This window comes from Oceanisphaera sp., assembly GCF_048268965.1.
GTDB lineage: Bacteria > Pseudomonadota > Gammaproteobacteria > Enterobacterales > Aeromonadaceae > Oceanimonas.
The window spans coordinates 1-23,189 of record NZ_JBLWUK010000026.1 but is presented as its reverse complement, the minus strand read 5'-3'; the positions used below and the strand labels follow the sequence as shown (position 1 = coordinate 23,189).

General features: G+C 57.4%; 22 protein-coding genes and 1 pseudogene. 8 read left to right on the top strand and 15 right to left on the bottom strand.

The features are described from left to right. Positions 1-407: 407 nt before the first annotated feature. Positions 408-926: pseudogene (locus tag ACN0VL_RS11740) on the bottom strand (metal-dependent hydrolase); the annotation flags it as partial. A 68-nt stretch (positions 927-994) separates the two neighbouring features. Here ACN0VL_RS11740 and cobT point away from each other — a divergent pair. Genes cobT through ACN0VL_RS11725 form a run of 3 tightly spaced genes read left to right on the top strand, consistent with a single transcriptional unit; the run spans position 995 to position 3,539 of the window. Beyond that, positions 995-2,092 carry a nicotinate-nucleotide--dimethylbenzimidazole phosphoribosyltransferase gene (cobT, locus tag ACN0VL_RS11735; protein WP_417617580.1) on the top strand — a complete coding sequence of 366 codons (1,098 nt, stop codon included), beginning with the start codon at positions 995-997 and terminating at the stop codon, positions 2,090-2,092. Continuing rightward, positions 2,092-2,904: an adenosylcobinamide-GDP ribazoletransferase gene (locus ACN0VL_RS11730; RefSeq protein ID WP_417617578.1), complete on the top strand. Its 813-nt coding sequence runs from the start codon at positions 2,092-2,094 to the stop codon at positions 2,902-2,904. Before cobT ends, ACN0VL_RS11730 begins: the two co-directional genes overlap by 1 nt. Positions 2,905-2,954: 50 nt before the next feature. Continuing rightward, positions 2,955-3,539: a histidine phosphatase family protein gene (locus ACN0VL_RS11725; protein WP_417617608.1), complete on the top strand. Its 585-nt coding sequence runs from the start codon at positions 2,955-2,957 to the stop codon at positions 3,537-3,539. Here the strand turns inward: ACN0VL_RS11725 and ACN0VL_RS11720 are convergent. The 5 genes from ACN0VL_RS11720 to ACN0VL_RS11700 form a co-directional block, all read right to left on the bottom strand. After that, entirely contained in the window at positions 3,487-3,888 is a 402-nt protein-coding gene (locus ACN0VL_RS11720) for a septal ring lytic transglycosylase RlpA family protein (protein ID WP_417617577.1), read from the bottom strand. The genes ACN0VL_RS11725 and ACN0VL_RS11720 overlap by 53 nt on opposite strands. Positions 3,889-4,372: 484 nt before the next feature. Beyond that, complete coding sequence (locus tag ACN0VL_RS11715; protein WP_417617575.1) at positions 4,373-4,690, bottom strand: DUF4144 family protein; 318 nt, start codon at positions 4,688-4,690, stop codon at positions 4,373-4,375. 68 nt (positions 4,691-4,758) lie between these two features. Beyond that, entirely contained in the window at positions 4,759-6,147 is a 1,389-nt protein-coding gene (gene ccoG / locus ACN0VL_RS11710) for a cytochrome c oxidase accessory protein CcoG (RefSeq protein ID WP_417617574.1), read from the bottom strand. A 177-nt stretch (positions 6,148-6,324) separates the two neighbouring features. After that, positions 6,325-7,743 carry a PLP-dependent aminotransferase family protein gene (locus ACN0VL_RS11705; protein WP_417617572.1) on the bottom strand — a complete coding sequence of 473 codons (1,419 nt, stop codon included), beginning with the start codon at positions 7,741-7,743 and terminating at the stop codon, positions 6,325-6,327. Positions 7,744-7,755: 12 nt separating this feature from the next. Then, a complete protein-coding gene (locus tag ACN0VL_RS11700; protein ID WP_417617570.1) occupies positions 7,756-8,322 on the bottom strand; it encodes an acyl-CoA thioesterase in 567 nt (188 codons plus the stop codon). Positions 8,323-8,541: 219 nt separating this feature from the next. Here ACN0VL_RS11700 and tyrR point away from each other — a divergent pair, with 219 nt between their 5' ends. Next, the gene (gene tyrR, locus ACN0VL_RS11695; protein WP_417617569.1) at positions 8,542-10,092 is read left to right on the top strand and encodes a transcriptional regulator TyrR; all 1,551 of its coding nucleotides are present in this window, start codon (positions 8,542-8,544) and stop codon (positions 10,090-10,092) included. A gap of 11 nt (positions 10,093-10,103) precedes the next feature. Here tyrR and ACN0VL_RS11690 read toward each other — a convergent pair whose 3' ends face one another. Both ACN0VL_RS11690 and ACN0VL_RS11685 read right to left on the bottom strand, forming a co-directional pair. After that, positions 10,104-10,625 (bottom strand): SRPBCC family protein, encoded by a 522-nt coding sequence (locus ACN0VL_RS11690; protein ID WP_417617567.1) that lies wholly within the window; start codon positions 10,623-10,625, stop codon positions 10,104-10,106. Between the two features lie 8 nt (positions 10,626-10,633). Further along, a complete protein-coding gene (locus ACN0VL_RS11685; RefSeq protein ID WP_417617565.1) occupies positions 10,634-11,245 on the bottom strand; it encodes a LolA family protein in 612 nt (203 codons plus the stop codon). A gap of 232 nt (positions 11,246-11,477) precedes the next feature. On the opposite strand from ACN0VL_RS11685, the gene ACN0VL_RS11680 reads away from it, so the two are divergent. Beyond that, positions 11,478-11,759 carry a hypothetical protein gene (locus tag ACN0VL_RS11680; RefSeq protein ID WP_417617563.1) on the top strand — a complete coding sequence of 94 codons (282 nt, stop codon included), beginning with the start codon at positions 11,478-11,480 and terminating at the stop codon, positions 11,757-11,759. A gap of 36 nt (positions 11,760-11,795) precedes the next feature. Here the strand turns inward: ACN0VL_RS11680 and ACN0VL_RS11675 are convergent, their stop codons facing one another. The 7 genes from ACN0VL_RS11675 to ACN0VL_RS11645 all read right to left on the bottom strand — a co-directional run bounded on the left by ACN0VL_RS11675 (position 11,796) and on the right by ACN0VL_RS11645 (position 19,594). Beyond that, positions 11,796-12,194 (bottom strand): quinol oxidase, encoded by a 399-nt coding sequence (locus tag ACN0VL_RS11675; protein ID WP_417617561.1) that lies wholly within the window; start codon positions 12,192-12,194, stop codon positions 11,796-11,798. Between the two features lie 767 nt (positions 12,195-12,961). Beyond that, entirely contained in the window at positions 12,962-13,306 is a 345-nt protein-coding gene (locus ACN0VL_RS11670; protein ID WP_417617560.1) for a cupin domain-containing protein, read from the bottom strand. 119 nt (positions 13,307-13,425) lie between these two features. Further along, entirely contained in the window at positions 13,426-14,292 is an 867-nt protein-coding gene (gene purU / locus ACN0VL_RS11665; protein ID WP_417617558.1) for a formyltetrahydrofolate deformylase, read from the bottom strand. Positions 14,293-14,394: 102 nt separating this feature from the next. Further along, positions 14,395-15,024, bottom strand: coding sequence for a sarcosine oxidase subunit gamma (locus ACN0VL_RS11660; protein ID WP_417617556.1), 630 nt, complete (start codon positions 15,022-15,024; stop codon positions 14,395-14,397). After that, positions 15,017-18,046 carry a sarcosine oxidase subunit alpha family protein gene (locus tag ACN0VL_RS11655; RefSeq protein WP_417617555.1) on the bottom strand — a complete coding sequence of 1,010 codons (3,030 nt, stop codon included), beginning with the start codon at positions 18,044-18,046 and terminating at the stop codon, positions 15,017-15,019. The genes ACN0VL_RS11660 and ACN0VL_RS11655 overlap by 8 nt, the downstream gene beginning before the upstream one ends. After that, positions 18,043-18,330, bottom strand: coding sequence for a sarcosine oxidase subunit delta (locus ACN0VL_RS11650; RefSeq protein ID WP_417617553.1), 288 nt, complete (start codon positions 18,328-18,330; stop codon positions 18,043-18,045). The genes ACN0VL_RS11655 and ACN0VL_RS11650 overlap by 4 nt, the downstream gene beginning before the upstream one ends. A 10-nt stretch (positions 18,331-18,340) precedes the next feature. After that, positions 18,341-19,594, bottom strand: coding sequence for a sarcosine oxidase subunit beta family protein (locus ACN0VL_RS11645; protein ID WP_417617551.1), 1,254 nt, complete (start codon positions 19,592-19,594; stop codon positions 18,341-18,343). Positions 19,595-20,112: 518 nt separating this feature from the next. Here ACN0VL_RS11645 and ACN0VL_RS11640 point away from each other — a divergent pair. The 3 genes from ACN0VL_RS11640 to betB all read left to right on the top strand — a co-directional run. Then, positions 20,113-21,156: a GlxA family transcriptional regulator gene (locus ACN0VL_RS11640; RefSeq protein WP_417617549.1), complete on the top strand. Its 1,044-nt coding sequence runs from the start codon at positions 20,113-20,115 to the stop codon at positions 21,154-21,156. Between the two features lie 218 nt (positions 21,157-21,374). Further along, positions 21,375-21,989, top strand: a complete 615-nt coding sequence (betI, locus tag ACN0VL_RS11635) for a transcriptional regulator BetI (protein ID WP_417617547.1) — start codon at positions 21,375-21,377, stop codon at positions 21,987-21,989. After that, positions 21,980-23,189 (top strand): betaine-aldehyde dehydrogenase (betB, locus tag ACN0VL_RS11630; RefSeq protein ID WP_417617545.1); only part of this gene is annotated, 1,210 nt, incomplete at its 3' end. The genes betI and betB, both read left to right, overlap by 10 nt.

Here is a 23,189-nt window from a genome sequence, read left to right as displayed (position 1 = left end):
TGTTGCGGCTGAGCCAGGGGCTGCCACTCCTGGCCCGGCCCTCGCTCGGCCACCACAAAACTGAACACATAACCGGGCTCCTGACCCATGCGTAAATCGGTGATGCTGAGCATGCCTTGTTGCTCGCTCATCTTGAAGAAGCCTTTGCTGAACCAGGCCAGCCGCGCCACGGATGGATGTTGCTGCCAGGCCTGGTAGTGGCTTACGCCCCGGTCGTGTTCGGTAAAGACAGGGGGCTTTTTATCCAGCAACGAAATAAAGCCCTCGCTGTATCCCTGTGGCGTGATCACCAATACCCGCCACAACAAGGTATTAAAGGCGGTGGGGGTAACCAGCCGTTGCTCCACCTTAACGCCCTGCTCCGCCAGCCAGCGATCGGCGGTTTGCGTTACCTGCCACTGGGCGAACAGACTCCAGCCCAAATACAGGGTACTGAGGTACAGTCCCCATCGGTTGCTGCCCAGGCCCCGGTGTTGCGACCGGAGCAGGGCCGCGAACAAGCCGATCAGCAAGGGTAGGGTATAAAGCGGGTCTATGATGAAGATACTGCCAAGGGCAAAGGGGTAATCGGTAAAGGGCTGCGCCAGCTGGGTGCCATACACCGTCATGTTATCCAGCAGCACATGGGTCACCAGCACCAGCCAGATGGCCAGCGTCCAGCGCCGCCAGGAACCCTGCTGACCGGGCAGGCGACTCAACAGCCAGGCCAGCAGCGGCGACAGCAAACTAAGATAAAACACCCCGTGACTGAATCCGCGGTGAAAGGTCATATTGCTGATCGGGTCGCCATAATCGATCAGCACATCCAGATCCGGCAAGGTGCCAAAAAAGGCCCCTACCAGTGCCGAACGCCCTACCCCGGCGCGCTTGCCCATAACGGCAACCCCAATGGCGGCGCCCAGCGCCAGCTGAGAAAGTGAGTCCATCTATATTGGTATCCTGGTTAAAAAGGTAAACGGTCGGGATCCCGATTGCCGCCATTATTTGATATCATATGAGTCTTGTTTTTTTGCCGTCGGCGATTGTCATGCCCTATCAATCCGTTATGCCCGCAGATTTTATCGTGCCCGTTATTCCGTCTCTGACCCATGCTGCCTTGCGCCAGCGCCTGCAACAGATTATCGACGGCAAAACCAAGCCGCTGAGTGCCCTGGGCCGGTTGGAAACCCTGGCATTGCAGCTGGGATTGATCCAGGCCAGCACTCAGCCGACCATTCATCAGCCGCAAATTCGGGTATTTGCCGCCGATCACGGGCTGGCGCGCCACGGTACCTCTGCCTATCCCAGTGCGGTGACCGCGCAAATGGTACACAATTTCTTACATGGCGGGGCGGCCATTAACGTGTTTGCGCGCCAGCATGAACTTGCCCTCAAGGTAGTGGATGCGGGCGTGGCATCCGACTTTGCCCCTCATCCACTGCTCATTGACCATAAAATCCGCCACGGCAGCCGAGATGCTCTCACCGAGCCCGCCATGAGCGAGGCCGAATGTCTGGCTGCCCTCAACAAGGGTATGGAAGTGGTGGCCGAATTGCCAGGCAACCTGCTCATTGTGGGTGAAATGGGCATAGGCAATACCTCTGCCGCCAGCCTGTTGTTGGCGCGACTGGGCAAGTTGCCCATCAGCGAGTGCATGGGCCGCGGCACCGGGCTGGACGATGCCGGTCTGCAACACAAGCAGAGGATTTTAAGCAGAGTACTGGCGCGTCACCCCTCTGCCACCACTCCCTTTGCGGCCCTGGCGGCGTTAGGCGGGTTGGAAATTGCCATGATGGCCGGTGCCCTGATCAAAGCCGCCAGCCAGCGACGCATACTGTTAATGGACGGCTTTATTGCCGGGGTTGCCCTGCTGGTCGCCGAACAGTTGGCGCCGGGCGTGCGCCAGTTCGCGGTATTTGCCCACCACTCCGTCGAGCCAGGTCACGCGCATGTGCTGCGCCTGCTGCACGCCGACCCCTTGCTGAACATGCAGATGCGCCTGGGCGAAGGCAGTGGGGCGGCGTTGGCCTATCCGTTATTGCAATCGGCCTGTGCTTTTTTAAGTGAGATGGCCAGCTTTGAGGATGCCGGCATCAGCGGGCAGAGCAGCTAATGTCACGCCAGACACTGCTCCAGCAGTTAACACACGAAGGCCGCCTGTTGCTGGTGGCCACCCAGTTTTTAACCCGCCTGCCGGTGCCCGAGCTGCGTGATTTTCAGCCTCAGTGGCTACACCAGAGCAGCCGGTACTTTCCTGCCGTGGGTCTCCTGATAGGCTTGCTGTGTGCCGGGGTATTCTGGCTGGGCACTGTGTTGTTCGGCCCCCTGGTGGCGGCCGTGGCCAGCACCGCCTTTGGTATCAAGCTCACCGGCGCCTTTCATGAAGACGGCCTGGCCGACACCTGCGACGGCCTGGGGGGCGGCCTGACCCGCGAACACACCCTGACCATAATGAAAGACTCCCGCCTGGGCACCTTTGGCACCCTGGGGGTGCTGATGGCAGTGCTGCTAAAGGTCAGCCTGTTGGCCAGCATGCCTGTCGTATTGGCCCTTATCGCACTGGTGGTCGGCCACTGCGGCTCTCGCCTGCTCAGCATCAGCCTGATTGCGCTCCTGCCCTACGGTGGCGACCTTGAACATGCCAAGGCCAAACCCATGGCCCAGCAGTTGACGCTAGTTCAGGGCATTATCGGCGCCCTGTGGCTGGGGCTGGCGTTGCTGATTGCCGATGTGCTGTGGCCTGCGGCCATGGCCGCCATTCCTGCCTGGCAGTGGGCCCTCACCCTGATGCTGGCAGTGTTTGCCACGGATCACATGCGCCGCCTGCTGCACCGTCGCCTGAATGGCTATACCGGCGATGGCCTGGGCGCGACCCAACAGCTGAGTGAGCTGGCCATCTACGCCGGCCTGGCTTTACAGTTGTGAGGGGTGAGGTGTGAGGCGTAAAGGGTGAAGAGTGGAGGCTTGAAGCTGTGATGGAGTTGTATATCTGGCGGCACCCCAAGCCACTGAATGCGGTGGGGGTTTGCCTGGGGCACACCGACATGGCCGTGGACAAGCGCAAGTTGAGCCGGTTGGCCAATCAGATCCAGCGCTTTGCCCGGCGCCATCAATTGCCCAAGGTCATCTGGGTCAGCCCCTTGCAGCGCTCTCTGGAAGTGGGACAAATTCTGGCAACACGCGGCTTTCGTTGTGAAGTTGCACCGGCACTGACGGAGCTGGATTTTGGTGACTGGGACGGCCAAGACTGGCAGCAGATTGCCAAGCCAGAGATAGACGCCTGGTGTGATGACTTTGCCAATTATGCGCCCGGTGGAGGGGAAAACCTGCGGCAATTGTTTGATCGGGTCGCAAGCTGGTTAAACAGTCTGCCGCCCACCCCGCAACTGGCGGTAGGCCATGCGGGCTGGATCGCCGCCGCCAACATGCTGAGTGCAGGTCGGACTGTCCCTGCCACTGCCGCCGACTGGCCACGCCCCGTGGCTTATCGCCAGCGCAGCAAGCTGGTTATTGCAGCCGCTCTACCTTTACCCTGGCCACCCCGGCGCGGATCATGTTGATTTCGCGCGCTGCCTGTTCCGACAAGTCGATAATACGCCCCCGGGTATAGGGACCCCGATCGTTGATCCGCACGATGACCGACTTATGATTGTTCAGGTTGGTAACCCGCACCCGACTCCCGAAGGGCAAGGTTTTATGGGCGGCGGTCAGGGCGTTTTTGTTGAAGGGTTCACCACTGGCGGTTTTACGGCCATGGTGCCGGGCACCGTAATAAGAGGCCTTGCCCTGCTGCACACTCACCACAGTTGGGCTATCCGGTGCCGTTGGCAGAAAAGAAGGAGCACTACCACAGGATTGCAACAGTAACAGCAATGGCAGCCAGCCAAACCAGCGTAAATTAAACAACATAGTTCATCTCTTGAATTCGTGAGAGGTAAAGCAAAAGCCGTGAGCAGTAACACGTTAGAGTGAGGCTTTATACCAAACTGAGTAAGTAACTGGTCTATTTAGCTGCTCTGTAAAGGTCGAACGAAGGGTCTACTCCACCGACACGCTGCAAGCACCTCCCTGTGGCGCTCAAACACATGACATCCTTGTCATGTGATGGTCGGTGGAGTAGATCCCTTCATCCGCCCCCAGCTGCGGAGTTGCCTGTAGGTGCTATCTACAGACAACTCGGTGCTTGTGGAGAGGCAACAGAGATCGGCTCCCACGACCGTGAAATGACAGGGATGTCATTTCCCGAGCCCCCAGGGATGGGTTTATGGCGTGTCGTGGGAGCTGACTCTGTTTCCTCTGGTACTCAGCTTTAAAATAGATCATATTTTTACTTAGATTGGTAATACCTTCACTCTTCACGCCTTCCCCTTCACGGCTTGAAGCTTATTGCCTTCTATTGCTGCTCTAACCAGGCAACCAGTGCTATGGCATCGGCCGGGGTGCGCACTACCAACTTGCTGGTGCAACACACTCCCAGGCTGGCAGCATGGCCTTGCAGCTTGATATTAAGCTCGGGCACGGATACTAACCCCTCGTCCTGCTGCCAGTACAGGCCTGCACCGCTTTCGTGCGACAGAATATGGGCCTGCCCCTGGCTGTCCAGCAGGCGATCTCCTGCCTCCAGTCGATGTTCAGCCACTTCTTCGGGCCCTGCCGCCCAGGCATAATCATGCCCCTGGGCAAACTCGATAATCACCGGCCAGTGAATCATCTGTGCTCCCTTTAGCCAACTTAGGCAATGAAATCGGAAAGTCAGTGTAACACTCAGTTAGGGTCCAGTTAGCGTCCCGAGCTGAAAAACTGGCTGTCCGCCTGCACTTGCAGCTCGTCATTACCGGCCACAAAGTGAATCGAATACCTGGAATTGGATAACAAATAAGGGTCTGCCGCCAGGCTGACGGGCAGGTTGACAATTTCCCCTGCCTGCACGGTGACGGTATCTGCTCCTGCCCAATGCACTGCATCCATTCCCTCTACCCGTACCCGATAGCGCTGCGGCTGCTGGGTCCGGTTCGACAGTTTGAGAATGTAAGTATTTTCTACCCAGCCTTGCGGAGTTTCCCGAAACAGCTGATTGCGATCCCGCTGCACGTCCAGCGCCATGGGGACTCGGCTGGCGGCGGCATACACCAGCGTCGCCAGCATCAACAACAACATGATGCCATAGCCGATCAGCCTGGGTCGCCAAAGCCGGGTTTTACCGCCAGCCAACTGGCGTTCGCTGGCATAACGGATCAGCCCGGTGCTATAACCCATCTGGCGCATCGTCTGATCGCAGGCGTCGGCGCAAGCCCCGCAGTTAATACATTCATACTGAAGGCCATCCCTAATATCGATGCCGGTGGGGCACACCTGCACACACAGATTGCAATCGATACAATCCCCCAGCTGCAACGTAGCGACATCAGCCTTGCGCGAACGAGGTCCGCGTCGTTCGCCCCGAATCGCGTCGTAGCCGACACTATAGGTATCTTTATCGAACATCGCCGATTGAAATCGGGAATAAGGACACATGTGGGTACACATTATGGCCCGCATCCAGCCGGCATTGAGATAGGTGCACAGGGCGAAGAATGCCACCCAAAAGGTCGGTAACAGACCGGCAGAAAACTGCAGCATCCCGGCACCCAACTCGGCGGCCGGTACAAAATAGGCAATAAAAGTAAAGCCGCTCCAGAGAGAGATGAGCACCCAGATCAGATGCTTTCCTCCCTTGCGGGCCAGCTTGTTCAGGCTCCAGGGTGCTTTGCTTAACTGGCGGCGCTTGTTCGCGCTGCCTTCCAGCTTCTCTTCTACCCAGATAAACCAGAAAGTCCAGACCGTTTGTGGGCAAAGATAACCACACCAAACCCGCCCCAAAATGACGGTGAGCAAAAACAGGCCAAAGGCGGCCACCATCAAAAACAAAGCCAGCAAGGTCAGATCCTGAGGCCAGATGGTTATGCCGAATAAATGAAAGCGTTGCTGTTCCAGATCCAGCAGCAAGGCCTGCTGCCCTTGCCAGCGCAACCAGGGCCCCACCATAAAAAACAGCATCAGCACCCACCCCGTAAACCGGCGTATCCGCTGCCAGCGCCCCTGCTGGGCGCGCACATAAACATGACCCTGATCAATGGGTCGGGGGTGGGTACAAACATTAACGTCAATTCGGGAAGAAAGGTTTTCCATTAGGCTCACACTGCGGGTTATGAGAAAGACAGGTCGGTAGCGGAAGCACGACCTGCGACAACCCGCGCAGTAGAACATGGTGGGCCCGACGGCAACATAAACAGTTGAGATAAAATAGGCTATAACAGTGTCATTCAGTGAGCCATCACCTATAACAGTGCTGATATCTGCGGTTGGTCAATTCCGGAGGATGTGTTCATCAATCAGTGCGGCAAGCTGCCTGATGGCGGCTTCACTGCGCTCATTCCAGGGCAACGAGGCATTGAGACGAAAACAATGCCGGTACTGCTCCCCGGCGGCAAACATCCGACCGGGTGCTATGGTGATACCCGCCTTGAGCGCTCGCCAGTACAGTTGGGTGGCACAGCAGTACTCCGGCATTTCCAACCACAAAAAATAACTGCCTTCGGCATAATGCACCCGTACCGAGTCGGAAAATTCCCGTTTGATGGCCCGGTAAAAAATGTGTTTGCGCTGTTCCAGGGTGCGCCGCAGGGTATGCAGATGCTTGTCGTAGCGATGCGAGGCAAGATAATCGGCCAGGGCCAGCTGCATGGGGGCGCTGGTAGACAGAGTACTCATCAATTGCAGGCGTTGAATCGCCTCGGCTTGTTGCCCTGCCGCCACCCAACCGATGCGAAAACCGGCCGCCAAAGTCTTGGAAAAAGAGCCACAGTGCAGCACCCGACCTGTTTCGTCCCAGGCCTTGACCGGCAACGGCGGATCCAGACCGGCGTAAAGCTCGCCGTACACATCATCTTCAATCAGGCTCACCCCGTGTTCTGCCAACAGCGTCAGCAATCGCTGCTTGTGGTCGGTCGGCATGCTGCCTCCCAGCGGGTTCTGGCAATGACTCATCAGCCAGCAGGCCTTGATGGGATATTGCCGCAAGGCCTGAGCCAGGGCATCAAGATCCATGCCCTGTTGCGGATCCGTTGCCACCGCGACGGCTTTAAGGTGATGGCGCTCTATTGCCTGCAACGCGCCGTAAAACGCAGGCGATTCGATGGCCACCCAGTCTCCGGGCCGAGTCAGCGATTGCAGGCTAAGATTAAGCGCCTCCAGCGCACCCGAAGTGATCACGATTTCGTCGGGCGAAACCTCCATGCCGCGAGCGGCGTAACGCTGGGCAATGCAGCGGCGTAAATCGGCACAGCCAGGAGGCAGCGTTGCGCCCGCACTTTCGGGCAACAGCTGGCGGGCCACCCTGCTTAAAGACCGGGACAACTGATGTTGAGGAAACAGCGACGAATCGGGAAAGGCAGAGCCCAGCGCAACGCAGTCGGGATTATTGCCGGCCTGCAAGACGCTAAAAATAAAGGCGTTGATATCCACCGTTTCGGCCGGCTGCAGCGGCTGCGGTGGTGAGGCATAACGGGTTGTTTCTCGAGCGGGAGCCACAAAATAGCCGGACTGGGGCCGTGAGCGGATCCAGCCCTGGCTGTCGAGCAACTGATAGGCACTGAGCACCGTCATCAGACTCAGTCCCGAACGCCGCACCGTTTCCCGTAACGAGGGCAACTTGTCGCCCTCTTGCCAGACCCCGGTGCGGATCTGTTCACGCAGCTGCTGTGCCAGCTGCTCATAACGGGTCATAGCGGCAAACGCTTAGCCCTTGGGTAACTGGCAGTTTTCGCCTTCCAGCTCGGTCATGGCCTGGCCCAAATCCTGCTCCAGCGCCTGGCGAATATCGTTCACTTCCTGCTGGTGTGCCCGGCGCAGCTTCTTGCGCAACTTGCCCATTACAAAGCGGCGAATTTCTTCTTCGTCTTCCAGCAGCAAACCCGCCACTCTGGTGGGCTGGCGGGTTTTTTCGTTCAACGCCACCATGGTGAAGTAAGAGGTGTTGGTGTGTTTGACAATCCCCTCTCTGAAGTCTTCCGACACCACCTTGATACCCACTTCCATCGAGCTGTTGCCCACATAGTTGATGGACGCATATAAAGTGAGCAGCTCGCCCACTTCAACCGGGTTGACGAAGTCCACCGAGTCTACCGAGGCGGTCACGCAATACCCCTTGGCATGGGTAGCGGCACAGGTATAGGCAATTTTATCCATCAGTCCCAGAATAACGCCGCCGTGTACCTTGCCACCAAAGTTGGCATAAGAGGGCACCATCAATTCTTTGAGGATAACCTGTGACGATTTAACCGTTCTAAATACCGCTTCGCTCATTACTTCACCTAATCATTAGCTTGAGTTTGATAAGTTTTATTTATCAGTCGAGCACCTGGCCCGACAAAGGCGCAAGAGTGTCTGAGCCTCTTGTCGTCGTAAAGCATTTTACAGCAGAATGTGCTGTTTTTTTGCAATTTGTGGCGCAGATCATCAGCATCCCCTCGCATCGCTGGCAAGTGTAAGGTATTGTTTACACCTTGCTGAGGAAGAGACCATATGCGCTTAAAAGTAACCTGTGAAGACCGGCTGGGCCTGACCCGAGAATTACTCGATATTCTGGTAGAGCATCAGATTGATTTACGCGGTATCGAGATCGATATCAGCGGCATCATTTATCTTAATTTTCCGACCCTCGATTTTACCACACTGCAGCGCCTCATGCCTGCCATTCGGCGTATTCCCGGGGTATTTGATGTTAAAACCATTGCCTGCATGCCCTCGGAGCAAGAGCACAATGCCACTCGCGCCCTGCTTAAAGTGCTGCCCGACGCCGTGGTGGCCATCGACATGCTTGGCAAAATCACCCTGGCCAACGACGCCGCCTGCAGCTTGCTGCAACAAACCACCCAGCAGCTACTACAGCAACACTTGGGTCCTTTGCTGAAAGGCGTGCATGTCAGCCGCTGGCTGGAGCAGCCCTCCCCCCAGCCGCTTAATGAAAAAGTCACCCTGGATGGCGAACCCTACCTGGCCGATTTTTTGCCCATCTGGTTCACGGAAGAGTCCGGCGAGCAGAACCTGTCGGGCGCCGTGGTGGTCTTGAAGTCGGCCTATCGCATCGGCCAGCACTTTAAAGCCATGCGCAGCCGTGACAGCGGCTACTTTGACGGCTTTGTTGCCCACAGCCCCGCCATGGAAAAGCTGCTTAACGAAGCCAAACGGCTGGCCACCCTGGACGCCCCGCTGTTGATCCAGGGTGAAACCGGTACCGGTAAGGAGCTGCTGGCCCGCGCCTGCCATCACGCCAGCCTGCGCGGCGAAGGCCCCTTCATCCTGCTCAACTGCGCCGCCATTCCCGACGAGGCCGCCGAAAACGAACTGTTTGGCTATGCGGTAGGGGCATTCGGCCATAATACGCAAGGCAAGCGCGGCGTACTGGATCAGGCCAACGGCGGCACCCTGCTGCTGGATGAAATTGGGGAGATGTCCCCCCTCATGCAGATGAAACTGCTGCGCGTGCTGCAAGACGGCGTGTTTCGCCGCCTGGGCGACGAGCAGGAAGTGAAAGTCGATATTCGGGTAATTTGTACCACTCAGCAAGACCTGGCCAGCCTGGTACAGGGTGGGCAGTTTCGCCAGGATCTCTTCTATCGCCTCAATGTGCTCAACCTGCACATTCCACCGCTGCGCGAGCGCCAGAAAGACATAGTGGCACTGGCCCAACATTTTTGTACCCGTTTTGCCGCCGAACTGGAACGCCCTCGCCCACGACTGGCCGACAACTTGAGCGACTATTTGCAGCACTACCCCTGGCCGGGTAATGTGCGCCAGCTACGGCACTGTCTGTATCGCGCCATCAGCCTGCTGGAAGGCGACGAGCTGAGCCTGAACCAACTGGCGCTGCCCGAGCAAAACAGCCTGCAAGGGCTGGATGCCTTATGCGAGGGCTCGCTGGACGACGCAGTAAAAGGCTTCGAGCGCATCTTGCTCGAGCGGTTATACCCGGAGTTTCCCTCTACCCGACAGCTGGCCAAGCGGCTCGGCATGTCGCACACCGCCATCGCCAACAAGCTGAAAGAATACGGCATCGGCAAGCACAAGAAGTAAGGTCACGCCGCTCAGCGCCGGCCGCCCTCAGGCACACCGCCGCCCTCCAGCAGCCGTGCCTGCAGCAGGCGGGACAAACCAATGGCGCCATTTTGCATCATGGCATTATGGCTCCACACAAACAGCGGCCGCACCAGTGGCGCGGTCAGGTTCATCCAGGCTTGGGTGGTGTGAACCCGCCATTGGTAACGCACCCGGGTGATCCCCGCCGCCTCGCTCAGTTGCCAGCAGCCCCAGCCTTCCACGTCACCGCTGGCCTCCCCCACGATCAACCAGGGCGCATACAAACGGATCACCCGAATATCGAAACACAGCGGGTAGCCCAGGGGGCTCTGCCAGTGGTAACGATACACCCGACCAATATCCTGCCCCTTGGCCCGCTCGTTAGTCTGTTCATTACATAAGCCCAGCTCTTGCACCCGTTGCAGCCCTTTCCACCAGAGCGGCCAGCTCGCAGGCTGACCGAGGGCGCCATATACCTCGTCGATCGGGGCCGCCAGCTGCCAACGAGTAATAAAGTCATAATTCGCCATGAGGTTACTCAAGGAGCAAAGAAGTTGACGGGAAAAACGGGGTTAAGCTCGATCCGCTTCAGCCACACGGTTTCCAGCCGGTTGCCCCGGTTATCGCTGCTGACGACCTTGAGCGGAAACTGCCATTCCTGATCGAGCCACAGCTCGTAGCGCGCCACACCATTCGAGCCCGCCGGCCCTCGCACCACCAGATGCCAGACCGCCCGCCCCGAGAGCTGCGTCTCGTTCTGTACCAGCGTCTCGCCCACTTGCTGCATCTGCAACAACTTGCGCAAGAGCACTCCTACGTCGGAGCCGTCTACTCGGTGGCCGCGAGGGCTGGTCACCAGCGGATGTTCCGGGCTCAGGCCAACGGACGGCCAACCCAGCCCGAAAGGCCAGAGCCGAACCTGTTTGTTGTAAGGGCTGTACACCAGCACGGCACCGGCATAGGGGGACAAGACATCCATGCGCACCCAACCGGGCTTGCGATAGGCATAGAGCAGGTGCTGATTGCCATCGGGCCCTTCGCTGCGCAGCTGCAGCCGATAACCATCCAGTCGCTCGAAGTGCGCCAGTGCTTCTTGCAGCGGCGAGGGTGAAGTCAGTGTCAGCGCCAGTAATAAATACAAACCACTCATCAAGCCACTCCCTGCTACAAACCTGTTTTCAGCATAGCTTGCGCCAGCCCGTAGTTCACAGTGACGGGCTAGCCGTCTCTGCCCTTCGTGTGTACGTGAGAGACACCTTGCCTTCGGGCTGTGGTTGACGTTCAATGGCTAAACACGATTTATCTTATTCGGTCTGCTCGACTTATTTCAGTGTCAGTCATAGCGTTTCAGTCATACTGTTTTCGTCAGATAAGGGATTTACATGCACATAGACAAAGCTAAGAAACGGATCGCAAAACAGGTCAAGAAAGGCTTTAAGGGGTATCCGCAGATCACACTGGAGTACTTTGGGAAAAGTGCTGATTGTGCAACGGAAGTCGCTATTCGGTTCACCCTGGAAGAAGGGGCAGAAGTTCAAGAGGAACGCTTTGCCAGTGAAACCGATGTCAGGGAAAACGAAGTGATTCAATCTGCCTTGATTAAAATTATCGATCGAGCCGGTGCCAGCTCGGTAATAGAAATCGAAGGTGTTTCGATTATTTGATGCAATCTTTCGTGTCGTGGAGTCTGCCCATATCAATCATTCCACAACTTCCAACACGCCTGCCATGCCACGATCCTGATGGCTGCGAAAGAACATGAGCTTTTCCTGGCAGTAGAAGGGAATCTGACCCGTAGCCTGGGGAGTAAAGCGGATAATGCTGGTGGTACCCAGCCTTTCGTTTACGTCTATCCCCATGCGTGGAGACCAGATCACCAGGCTATGAGGTATGATTCCCGCCTCTTTATCTACCTCCAGCACCACCGGAACACCGACCTTGACGATGATATGCTCGGGCTGAAAAAAATAGCTGCCAGCCTTGATTTTCACCCGCTGCAGGCCATTCTCGTCAAGCTGGGCCCGAACAGACACCGCCTGCCCCACTACCGGTGCCAGACTCATCAACAGAGCCAGTATCTTTATCCATCGGCGATTCATGCATCCTCCTGCCGGGACCATACCGCAGCTTTTAGTATAGCTATCTCAACAGCTGGCCGGATGATGGCACAAACACAGTACTGCCTTCTCATTCCGAGTCACTCCCGCACTCTCCTCGTCACTCCCGCACCCTCCTCGTCACTCCCGCACTCTCCTCGTCACTCCCGCGAAGGCGGGAGCCCAGTGACCTTGGCAGGCCAGCAGCCATTATCGAGAAGGGTGCTCCCTGCCCTGGATCCCCGCATTCGCGAGGATGACGGCACAAACACAGTGCTGCCTTCTCATTCCGAGTCACTCCCGTACTCTCCTCGTCACTCCCGCGAAGGCGGGAGCCCAGTGACCTTGGCAGACCAGCAGCCATTATCGAAAAAGGTGCTCCCTACCCTGGATCCCCGTCCCCGTCCCCGCCTTCGCGGGGATGACGTTCCTTCGCGAGGATGACGGCACAAACACAGTGCTGCCTTCTCATTCCAAGTCACTCCCGCACCCTCCTCGTCACTCCCGCGAAGGCGGGAGCCCAGTGACCTTGGCAGGCCATCAACCATTATCGAGAGTGGTGCTCCCTGCCTCTGGATCCCCGTCCCCGTCCCCGTCCCCGCCTTCGCGGGGATGACGTTCCTTCGCGAGGATGACGTTCCTTCTCGAGGGTGACGGCCAACACATAACGTCAGTCTCAGAAACAAAAACGGCCTGCGCAGTGCGCAGGCCGTAAATCAATCTTAAGTCAGGCGGGTATGAACGTCGCCCGACTCAAGTTAATACTCTACTTAGGCAAAAACAAAGTACTTGCGTACTGTTTCTACTACTTCCCACGTACCTTTAAAACCAGCTTCAACTACGAAGATATCACCGGCTTTCAGGTGAATGGGCTCGCCGCCTTCTGGCGTCAGAATGCAGTAGCCTTCGCGGAAGTCACAGTATTCCCACTTGTCGTAGTTTACTGCCCACTTGCCTGGAGTACACATCCAGGTACCCATCAGCTTACTACCATCGTCCGACTTATATGCGTTCAGGTTAACCGTGTGCGGGTCGCCGGACAATTTTTCCCATTTAGTGGCATCCAATAACACCTCTGGCTGGGCTTCGCGTAGTAATTTGATTTTGTTAGACATGATATCTCCTTGTCATGACTCTTTATTACATTCACAAACCTGTCTTGCAGGTTTGTTTAATAGGCAGGGGGCACGCCGCTGACGGCCCACCCCCTGCCGGGAATACATCGAACGCGTATTCAGCTGCCCAGTACTACCGTCTTGCCCTGGTACATGAACACCCGTTTTTCGATGTGATACTGAATGGCTTTGGCCAGGGTCAAACACTCGATGTCTTTGCCCTTGGCAACCAAATCTTCTGGATAATGACTGTGATCCACCGTCTGAATGCCCTGGGTAATAATGGGGCCTTCATCCAGCTCGTTATTAATGTAATGCGCCGTGGCGCCCACCAGTTTTACGCCCTTGGCATACGCCTGGTGATAGGGCTGAGCCCCCTTGAACCCCGGCAACAGCGAGTGATGGATATTAATGGCCCATCCCGCCAGGTGGTTACACAGTTCGGGGCTTAGCACCTGCATGTAACGCGCCAGTACCACCAAGTCCGCTTGAGACTCCTGGACTATCTGCCAGACCTTGGCCTCTTGCTCCGCCTTGGTGTCGGCCGTTATGGGCAGGTGATAAAAAGGAATATGGTGCCAGTCTGCCAACCGCTGCAAATCAGGGTGGTTGGAAATAATGGCCGGTATTTCTATCGCCAGCTGGCCGGTACGATAGCGATACAGCAAATCGTTAAGGCAATGATCAAACTTGGAAACCATGATCACGACATTCGGCTTGCGATTACGATCGGTCAGCTCCCATTCCATGGAAAAGTCGGCCGCACGCAGTGCAAAGCCGTCACGAAAGCTGGTTTCGTCAAACTCGCCCTGTTCGGGCTTTCGAAATTCTGCCCGAATAAAAAAGTGACCAGCACGGGCATCGTCAAAGGTTTGCATGTCGGCAATATAGCAGCCTTGCTCACGCAGATAACCGGTAACGGCGTCTACCGTCCCCAGCCGACTGGCGCAACTGGCGGTCAGAATCAAGGTATCGTGTTGTGCCATGGGTCAGCCTCCTGCTGATGTGTACCGGGCGTTGACTTACCACGCCCGGCGCGTGATGACGATGTGCTCACCTGCGCCACAGCGCAGGTGAGCAAGGCTTAGTTACTTTTCAATGACCAGGCCGTATTCGCGACTGGCGTCCTGCAACCACATCCAGACATAGTCTGCGAAGCTGCGGCGAACCACCAGTTCGAAACTGTCGGCACCGGTGCGGCGCAACAACACTGTGGTCTTGGCCAGGTTGGTGCCCACACACTTGCCGGTAGGCAAGCTGGAGGGGTGCAAGTCGTAATGGCACGACTTGCGCAGCACCATCTCGGCTTTAGGGCCGGACAGAGCCAGTACCGTCTGACCGCCGCTCACATCAACCAGAGAGTAATGCCCGGTTAACTGCTCGCGAAGCTGAGCCTGCAATGCCTCTTCCTTACCGCTTTCGGTAATAATCAGCCACTCGTCCGGTGCCAGCCATTGCACCAACACCTGATTGTTTTCGACCGAGCTGCAGGCGGCGGTGGGCAATTCCACTCCCAGTATTTTGGCCACGGTTTTGGCAAACAGTTCGTTGGCGACGTTGCCACGTAATACCAGGTGCCCCAGCAGTGCCTTCTCGCGCAGTACCACTTCGCCCTGCAGGTTTTTCTTGGCAAGTTCAGGCAAGTTCGCGTGGTACAGCGGAGACTCCACCCGTACTGTCGTGTCGGCTTCAGCCACAATTGCGGTGATATTAGACATGCTGACGCTCTCCTTTTGGATCATAAAAAATGGGGCTGGTGATTTCGACTTCCAGCACGCGACCATCGGCCAGCGGGCAGTAAACGGTTTCACCCATGCGGCTTAACCCGCCTTTAACCACACCCATGGCAATGTTGTGGCCCAGGTTGGCGCTGTAATAACTGGATGACACATGGCCCACCATGGGAACCGGTACCGGATGGTTTGGATCCTGTACTATTTGTGCGCCTTCCGGAATCACGGTCTGTGCTTCCTTGCACTTGAGCCCTACCAGCTGTTTGCGGTCGGTGCGCGCCGTGTCTTCACGGGTCCAGGAACGCTGGCCGATGTAGGGGAACGGCTTGGTTTTACCCACTGCCCAGTCCATGCCCAAATCGAAGGGGGTCACAGAGCCATCGGTGTCTTGACCGACGATAATGAAGCCCTTTTCTGCCCGCAATACGTGCATGGTTTCGGTGCCGTAAGGCGTAATGTTGAACTCGGCACCCGCCTCCATGACGGCTTCCCACACGCTCAAGCCGTAGTTGGCCTGTACGTTGATCTCGAAGCTCAGCTCACCGGTAAACGAGATACGGAAGATACGTCCGCGTACCCCGGCAATGGTGGCATCGCGCCAGCCCATGAAGGGGAAGCTCTCGGCCGACAGGTCGACATCGGTGCAGATCTTTTCCAGCACCTTGCGGCTGTTAGGACCGCTTACCGTCATGGTGGACCAGTGATCGGTGACCGACGAGAAGTACACTTCCAGCTCTGGCCACTCGGTCTGGTGCCACAATTCCAGCCACTGCAGTACGCCGGCGGCGCCGCCTGTGGTGGTGGTCATCACAAAGTGGTTATCGTTGATGCAGGCGGTTACCCCATCGTCGAATACCATGCCGTCTTCTTTACACATCAGGCCGTAGCGGCAGTTGCCGGGGGTCAGTTTGGCCCAGGCGTTGGTGTAGATGCGTGCCAGGAACTCACGGGCATCTGCGCCTTGAATATCAATTTTACCCAGCGTAGATGCATCCAGGATACCCACGCTCTTGCGCACGGCTACACACTCGCGGTTAACCGCCTGGTGCATGTCTTCGCCCGCCTTGGGGAAGTACCAGGGGCGTTTCCACTGGCCCACGTCTTCAAACTCGGCGCCATTCTTCACATGCCAGTCGTGCATGGCTGTAAAGCGTGCCGGGTCGAACAGGTGGTGCGCGTTGCGTCCGGCAAAGGCGGCAAAGGTAACCGGCGTGTAGTTGGGACGAAACACTGTGGTACCGGTTTCGGCAATGCTCTTGTCCATGGCGCGGGCTGCAATAGCCATGCCGTTGATGTTACCCAGCTTGCCCTGATCGGTACCAAAGCCCATGGCGGTATAGCGCTTGATGTGCTCGATGGACTCGAAGCCCTCGCGCACGGCCACGCCGATGCTCGCTGCGGTCACGTCGTTCTGGTAATCGACAAACTGCTTGGGCGCACGGCTGATCGGTGAGCTGTGCGGCACCAGGAACAGCGCCTGGGCGGCATCTTCTACCGGATCTTCGGTCACAATCTCGGCATCGACAACGCCGGCAGAAATATCGGCATAACCCGTTTCTTCGGCGGCAGCCTTACCGGCTTTCAGGCCTTCGGCCAGTACGGCAGACAAGTTGTACGTACCCTGTACACCACCGGCCAGCAATTGCTTTTGTACGGTTTCGCCGGGCACAAAGCCAATAATGTCATCGTTCCAGACCGGACGCGCACCAGTGTGAGCAGACAGGTGAACCACAGGGCTCCAACCACCGGAGCTGGCAATGGTGTCACAGGCCAGGAGCTCGGCTTTGCCTGTTACCTGGCTGGCATCGCTCGACAGTGCCGCTACCTTGGCACCGGTCACCCGCTTTTTGCCAACGGCTTCAATCAGACCGTGGCCGGTATAGACCTTAACGCCGCGTGCTTTCAGTGCCTGATAGCGCATGCCGCTCGGCTGCTGACGGCTATCAACCACAGCGACCACTTCACGGCCCGCATCCAACCAGTCGATGGCGGCCTGATAGCCGTAATCGTTACAGGTCATCAGCACCAGCTTTTTACCTGGCGTCACGCCATAGCGATTGACGTAGGTAGACAGGGCACTGGCTACAAAGTTACCGGGCAGGTCGTTGTTGCCGTAGACCAAGGGACGTTCGTGTGCACCGGTGGCCAGCAATACTCGCTTGGCACGAATGCGGTGCAGACGCTGACGGGTCTTGCCGGAAATGCCTTCGCCCAGGTGATCGGTACGACGCTCCAACACCGTTAGGAAGTTGTGATCGTAATAGCCCGATACCGTGCTGCGGGGCAGCAGGGTCACATCGGGCAGCGCCTGCAGCTCTTTCACTGCCGCCTGTACCCAGAACTGTGGTGCCTTGCCGTTGATGGGCTGAGTGCTGTGCAGCAAGTGGCCGCCAAACTCGTTTTGCTCATCAACCAGGATAACCCGTGCGCCTCGGCGGCCCGCTGCCAGGGCAGCAGCCAAACCTGCGGCACCGCCGCCTGCTATCAACAGATCGCAGTGGCTGTTCAGCTTGTCGTAGGTATCCGGATCCTTCTCTTTGGACACGCGGCCCAGGCCGGCTGCCTTGCGGATCAGGTGCTCGTACTTCGGCCACATGGACTGAGGGTACATAAAGGTTTTGTAGTAAAAGCCCGGCGGCATCATGCTGCCACCCAGCTTGCCCAGCACGCCCATGATGTCTTTTTCGACATTCGGCCAGCCGTTGGTGCTGGCGGCCGTCAGGCCGTCGTACAGTTCAGCCTGGGTACCACGAATGTTAGGGATCGTGGTCGCTTCCGAGCTGCCCACCTGCAGGATGCAGTTTGGCTCTTCGGCACCGGCGGCCATAATGCCGCGGGGGCGTGAATATTTGAACGAGCGTCCGACTACGTCGACGCCGTTGGCCAGCAGGGCCGAGGCGATAGTGTCGCCTGCCAGGCCCTGATAACGCTTGCCGTTAAAGATAAAGCTGAGCGGCTTGCCGTGGTCTACTCGACCTTTGCCCTGAAGACGATTTGGCTGACTCATGACTGGCCTCCTTGCTGGGGCTGTTCGCCCATTTTGTAAGTTTCCTTAATTTCGTATGTCACGGTATGGCGCGTGGCATTGAAGAACTTGCGACAACCGGTAGCGTGATACCACATCTCATGGTGCAGACCGCGCGGGTTTTTACGCAGGAACAGGTACTGTCCCCATTCTTCGTCGCTGACCGCATTCGGGTCCGCCGGACGGGCAATGTGTGCCTGACCGCCATAGCTGAATTCTTCTTCTTCCCGGTGTTCGCCGCAATGCGGACAATAAATATTTAACATCTCTATCTCCTCAGTGGGCTACGCCGGCTGCGCCGTGCTCGTCAATCAAGTGGCCGCTAACAAAGCGGTCGACATTAAACGCCTTGGCCAGGGGATGCGGATCATCCTTGGCGATGGTGTGAGCAAATACGTTGCCCGATCCCGGAGTGGCCTTAAAGCCACCGGTGCCCCAGCCGCAGTTGAAATACAGACCCTTGATGTGAGTCTTGGAAATAATCGGACAGGCATCCGGACAAGTGTCAACAATGCCGCCCCAGGTACGGTTGAGACGTACTCGGCTGAAAATCGGGAACAGCTCTACAATCGCCGCCATGGTTTCTTCCACGGTCGGGAAGGAGCCGCGCTGGCCGTAACCCAGGTAGCTGTCGATACCGGCGCCGATAACCAGGTCACCCTTGTCGGACTGGGAAACATAACCGTGTACGTGGTTGGACATTACCACGGTGTCGAGCACCGGCTTGACCGGCTCGGATACCATGGCCTGCAGCGGATGCGACTCCAGCGGCAGTTCCATACCGACCATTTTGGCCATTACGCCAGAGTTACCGGCGGTGACACAGGCCACCTTGGGCGCGGAAATAAAGCCCTGGGTGGTTTCCACACCGGTCACGGCACCGTTTTCGCGGCGGATGCCGGTCACTTCGGTCTGCTGAATCAGGTGTACACCCATGGCGTCGGCGGCGCGGGCAAAGCCCCAGGCCACGGCGTCGTGACGGGCGGTACCACCGCGCGGCTGCCAGGAGGCACCCAGCACCGGGTAACGGGAATTCTTGGAGCAATCCAGAATCGGTACGATTTCCTGAATCTGCTGAGGAGTCAGTACTTCGCCATCTATGCCGTTCAGGCGGTTGGCGTTTACCCGGCGCTCGATGTCACGCATGTCCTGCAGGGTGTGACCCAGGTTGAGTACGCCGCGCTGGCTGAACATCAGGTTGTAGTTTAGTTCCTGCGCCAGGCCTTCCCACAGCTTCATGGAGTGTTCATACAGCTGGGATGACTCGTCCCACAAGTAGTTGGAACGTACGATAGTGGTGTTACGGGCCGTGTTACCACCACCCAGGTAGCCTTTTTCAATCACGGCAACGTTGGTAATGCCGTGTTCTTTAGCCAGGTAGTAGGCCGTAGCCAGACCATGGCCGCCGCCACCTACAATGATGACGTCGTAGCCAGTTGGCTTTGGCTTGGGGTTTTGCCACACCCGCTGCCAGTTTTCGTGGTGCGTCAGGGCATGTTTGATAAGCCCGAAACCGGAGTATTTCTGCATAATAATCACCTGTCCGTGTTAATTCTATCGCTGGCGCGTTTCACGCAACCAGCCTGTACTCAAGAAATTGGCGATATACCGGGAAGTTGCTGCATAGGCTGGCTACCTGATCTTTCACCGCAATCATTACTTCCGAATCATCCATGTGCTCTTAAATGTCGCAGATCCAACCCGCCCACTGGCGGCAATGATGCTACTGGAAGCCTCGAAGGGTAATGGATACTGATGTATTACTACCTTTCTCGGCGTGGCGAGGGATACCCCTCCAGCCTTGCGTTATGGGGATACTACTGGGGGGTCATACAGTAGGGGTGACTGCATGCGGCCTAAAGCTGCGTAATTGCGACAAAACGTTACATTAGTACAACATTGTGATCAAAGTCCGTTACAAACCTGTGTCAAATCGTCCCCTGTTCACAGGTTCGGGTGCAAAGCGCGTCGTAGCGGGGTATTATTCGGCCCTAAGCGGTAACATTCTGGAAACGCTTCCTTCACTCCGGATTCATTATAAAAACATCATGTCTCAAATCAGTGAAAAACGTCATTTCAGCCATCGGCTGCGCGATACCAACAGCGCCTTTCTGCCCGCGCGCCAAAACGATGCCAAGCCGATAAGCGTCGGCTTTGTGTTGCAACCCCACTTTTCGATGATGGCCTTTACCGCCGCGGTGGATTCGCTGGTGACCGCCAATCTGGTACAAGCCGCGCCACTGTTCGTGTTTACAACCTTCGGCCTTAACACCACCACGGTGCGCAGCGACCTGGGCATCGACATTTCGGCCAACCACATTCTGGACGAGCTGGTGCTGGAAGGTGACAACGCATTGGATGTGTTGATTGTGTGCGGCGGTTTTCGCTGCAACCTGAGTGAATACACGCCCCTGAGCCGAACCCTCAAGACGGCAGCCAGACGACAGAAGGTGCTGGGTGGCCTGTGGAACGGGGCCGTGCCTCTGGCCTACGCCGGTGTGCTTGACGGGCTGCACTGTGCCCTGCACCCGGATAACCATGCCTTTGTGCGGGAAGGCTTCCCTCAGGTGCAGGTATCGCCACAAACCATGGTAGTAGAAGCGCGTATTCTCACCTGTGCCGGGCCCAACAGTGCGCTGGAAATGATGCTGGCGTTAATAGAGCGGCTACACGGCCCGGTTATTGTGCGCGCCATTCGCGAAATTCTCAGCAGTGATCGCACCACCGATGACGGTCACCCTTCGCCCTTCCAGGCCGAAGACGACCCCACCCTGCCCGATTCATTGCGTACCCTGCTGCGGCTGATGAGCAGCAACATTGAAGAGCCGCTCGGCATCGAGGAGCTGGCCGACTACGTGGGCCTGTCGCGCCGGCGCATCGAGCGGCTGTTTCAGAGCCACCTCGAGACCACACCGTCCCGCTATTATCTGGAGCTGCGCATTACCCACGCCCGTCGCCTGCTGCTGCAAAGCAGTGCCAGTATCTCCAGCATTGCCGTCGCCTGCGGTTTCGTCAGCTCCACGCACTTCAGCCACTGCTTCAAGGACTTTTTTGGTGTCTCGCCCAGTCAGGCACGCCTGAATCGCGGTTAAACGACCCTCCCCTTTCTTTCTGCACTACAAGAGGGCGCTTGCCCTCTTGGCGATCCGCCCCTTACATCACCACAATAAAAAATAATTATTTATTTAAAAACAATACCTTAGCCAACCATCATGCAGTGTGTCAACTCAAGGCAGAAAAGTCAGGTTGACCATTCCCCTGACTGCCTCTAGGATTTATTTTAATTGAACGATTAATCAATGGAGGCCGCATGCCTATCGTCGGAGTACAGGAAATTCGCAGGAAACAGCTCATCGACGCCACCCTGGCATCGGTGGCCGAGTATGGTCTGCATAACACCACCATCAACAGCATCAGCCGGCTGGCAGGGATGTCGTCGGGTATCATCAGCCACTACTTTGGCGGCAAACAGGGGTTGATTGAAGCCACCGTCAAGCAATTGCTCGAAGAGCTGAAACTGGCGCTGCTGGACAAAACCGGCGGGGCCGGTATTGCCGCTCACTCGCCCCGGCAACGACTGATGATGATAGTGGAAGCCAACTTTACCGATTTTCAGCGTTCACGGTCTACCACCAAGTCCTGGCTCAGCTTCTGGGCCCAGGCCATGCACGATCCGGCCCTGTCCCGGCTGCAACACGTCAACAGCCGCCGCCTGTACAGCAACCTGCGTTATTCCTTCCGCCAGCTGCTGAACGACGAGGCGGCGACCCATGCCGCTTTGCAGACCGCCGCCATGATCGACGGTTTCTGGCTGCGCAGCGCCCTGAGTGCCGATCCCTCAGCCGACTTCGCCCAGGCCGAAGCCTTGTGCAAATCCTTTATCGAACAGCTGTTACAGCAACATGGAGTAAAAGCATGTCATTGATACGCTACCAGAACTTTGTCGACGGACGCTACCTGGCCAACGAAAGCGGCGACAGCTTCGATGTCGTCAATCCGGCCACCGGCGAGGTCGCCTATCAGATGGAAGTGGCCGACCCCTACATACAGGAGGCCGCCATCGCCTCGGCTCGTCGGGGATTCGAGCAGTGGTCGGCAATGAGTGGCATGGAACGCAGTCGCATCCTGTTGCGGGCGGTGGCGCTACTGCGCGAGCGCAACGACGAGCTGGCCCGTATCGAAGTGCAGGACACCGGCAAACCCTGGCAGGAAGCCTCGGTGGTCGATGTGGTGACCGGCGCCGACAGCATCGAATTTTTCGCCGGCCTGGCCCCCTCTATCGAGGGTAACCAGCAGGATCTCGGCGGCGATTTCTACTATAGCCGCCGCGAGCCCCTCGGCATCTGTGCCGGCATTGGTGCCTGGAACTACCCGCTGCAAATCGCCTGCTGGAAAGCCGCTCCGGCTCTGGCCTGTGGCAACGCCATGATCTTCAAGCCCTCGGAAGAAACCCCGCTGGGGGCGCTCAAGCTCGCCGAAATTTTCATCGAAGCCGGGGTACCCGCCGGGGTATTCAACGTGGTGCAGGGTGACGGCGCCGTGGGCGCCTGGCTCACCCATCATCCGGATATCGCCAAGGTGTCCTTCACCGGCGAAGTGGGTACTGGCAAGAAGGTGATGGCCGCCGCCGCCAGCTCGCTGAAAGAGGTCACCATGGAGCTGGGCGGCAAGTCACCGCTGATCATCTTCGACGATGCCGATGTGGACGACGCCGTCTCCGCCGCCATGCTCGGCAACTTCTATACCCAAGGCGAAATTTGTACCAACGGCACCCGGGTGTTTGTTCACAAACAGCTTTATTCGGCCTTCATGGAGCGACTGCTGGAGCGGACCCGCAACAACATCATCGTCGGCGACCCCATGGATCCGGCCACCAACTTCGGCGCCCTGATTTCAAAAGACCATCACGAAAAAGTGCTGGGCTACATTCGCAAGGGTCTGGAAGAAGGCGCCACCCTGGCTCACGGCGGCGAAGCGCTGCGCCCGGCGGCGGCACCCAATGGCTACTTTGTGGCGCCCACCATCTTCACCGATTGCCGTGACGACATGACCATCTGCCGGGAAGAAATCTTCGGCCCCGTCATGTCGGTGCTGACCTTCGAGCACGAAGCAGAAGTGATTGCCC

Excerpts from the sequence above, each read along its gene's own strand:
- ACN0VL_RS11680 (WP_417617563.1), top strand. The coding sequence starts at position 11,478 with ATGCACATAGACAAAGCTAAGAAACGGATCGCAAAACAGGTCAAGAAA.
- ACN0VL_RS11730 (WP_417617578.1), top strand. The coding sequence starts at position 2,092 with ATGTCACGCCAGACACTGCTCCAGCAGTTAACACACGAAGGCCGCCTG.
- ACN0VL_RS11705 (WP_417617572.1), bottom strand. The coding sequence starts at position 7,743 with ATGACCCGTTATGAGCAGCTGGCACAGCAGCTGCGTGAACAGATCCGC.
- tyrR (WP_417617569.1), top strand. The coding sequence starts at position 8,542 with ATGCGCTTAAAAGTAACCTGTGAAGACCGGCTGGGCCTGACCCGAGAA.
- purU (WP_417617558.1), bottom strand. The coding sequence starts at position 14,292 with ATGGCACAACACGATACCTTGATTCTGACCGCCAGTTGCGCCAGTCGG.
- ACN0VL_RS11715 (WP_417617575.1), bottom strand. The coding sequence starts at position 4,690 with ATGATTCACTGGCCGGTGATTATCGAGTTTGCCCAGGGGCATGATTAT.
- ACN0VL_RS11670 (WP_417617560.1), bottom strand. The coding sequence starts at position 13,306 with ATGTCTAACAAAATCAAATTACTACGCGAAGCCCAGCCAGAGGTGTTA.
- ACN0VL_RS11690 (WP_417617567.1), bottom strand. The coding sequence starts at position 10,625 with ATGGCGAATTATGACTTTATTACTCGTTGGCAGCTGGCGGCCCCGATC.
- ACN0VL_RS11725 (WP_417617608.1), top strand. The coding sequence starts at position 2,955 with ATGGAGTTGTATATCTGGCGGCACCCCAAGCCACTGAATGCGGTGGGG.
- ACN0VL_RS11650 (WP_417617553.1), bottom strand. The coding sequence starts at position 18,330 with ATGTTAAATATTTATTGTCCGCATTGCGGCGAACACCGGGAAGAAGAA.
- ACN0VL_RS11645 (WP_417617551.1), bottom strand. The coding sequence starts at position 19,594 with ATGCAGAAATACTCCGGTTTCGGGCTTATCAAACATGCCCTGACGCAC.
- ACN0VL_RS11640 (WP_417617549.1), top strand. The coding sequence starts at position 20,113 with ATGTCTCAAATCAGTGAAAAACGTCATTTCAGCCATCGGCTGCGCGAT.
- cobT (WP_417617580.1), top strand. The coding sequence starts at position 995 with ATGAGTCTTGTTTTTTTGCCGTCGGCGATTGTCATGCCCTATCAATCC.
- ACN0VL_RS11660 (WP_417617556.1), bottom strand. The coding sequence starts at position 15,024 with ATGTCTAATATCACCGCAATTGTGGCTGAAGCCGACACGACAGTACGG.
- ACN0VL_RS11675 (WP_417617561.1), bottom strand. The coding sequence starts at position 12,194 with ATGAATCGCCGATGGATAAAGATACTGGCTCTGTTGATGAGTCTGGCA.
- ACN0VL_RS11685 (WP_417617565.1), bottom strand. The coding sequence starts at position 11,245 with ATGAGTGGTTTGTATTTATTACTGGCGCTGACACTGACTTCACCCTCG.
- betI (WP_417617547.1), top strand. The coding sequence starts at position 21,375 with ATGCCTATCGTCGGAGTACAGGAAATTCGCAGGAAACAGCTCATCGAC.
- ccoG (WP_417617574.1), bottom strand. The coding sequence starts at position 6,147 with ATGGAAAACCTTTCTTCCCGAATTGACGTTAATGTTTGTACCCACCCC.
- ACN0VL_RS11655 (WP_417617555.1), bottom strand. The coding sequence starts at position 18,046 with ATGAGTCAGCCAAATCGTCTTCAGGGCAAAGGTCGAGTAGACCACGGC.
- ACN0VL_RS11720 (WP_417617577.1), bottom strand. The coding sequence starts at position 3,888 with ATGTTGTTTAATTTACGCTGGTTTGGCTGGCTGCCATTGCTGTTACTG.
- ACN0VL_RS11700 (WP_417617570.1), bottom strand. The coding sequence starts at position 8,322 with ATGAGCGAAGCGGTATTTAGAACGGTTAAATCGTCACAGGTTATCCTC.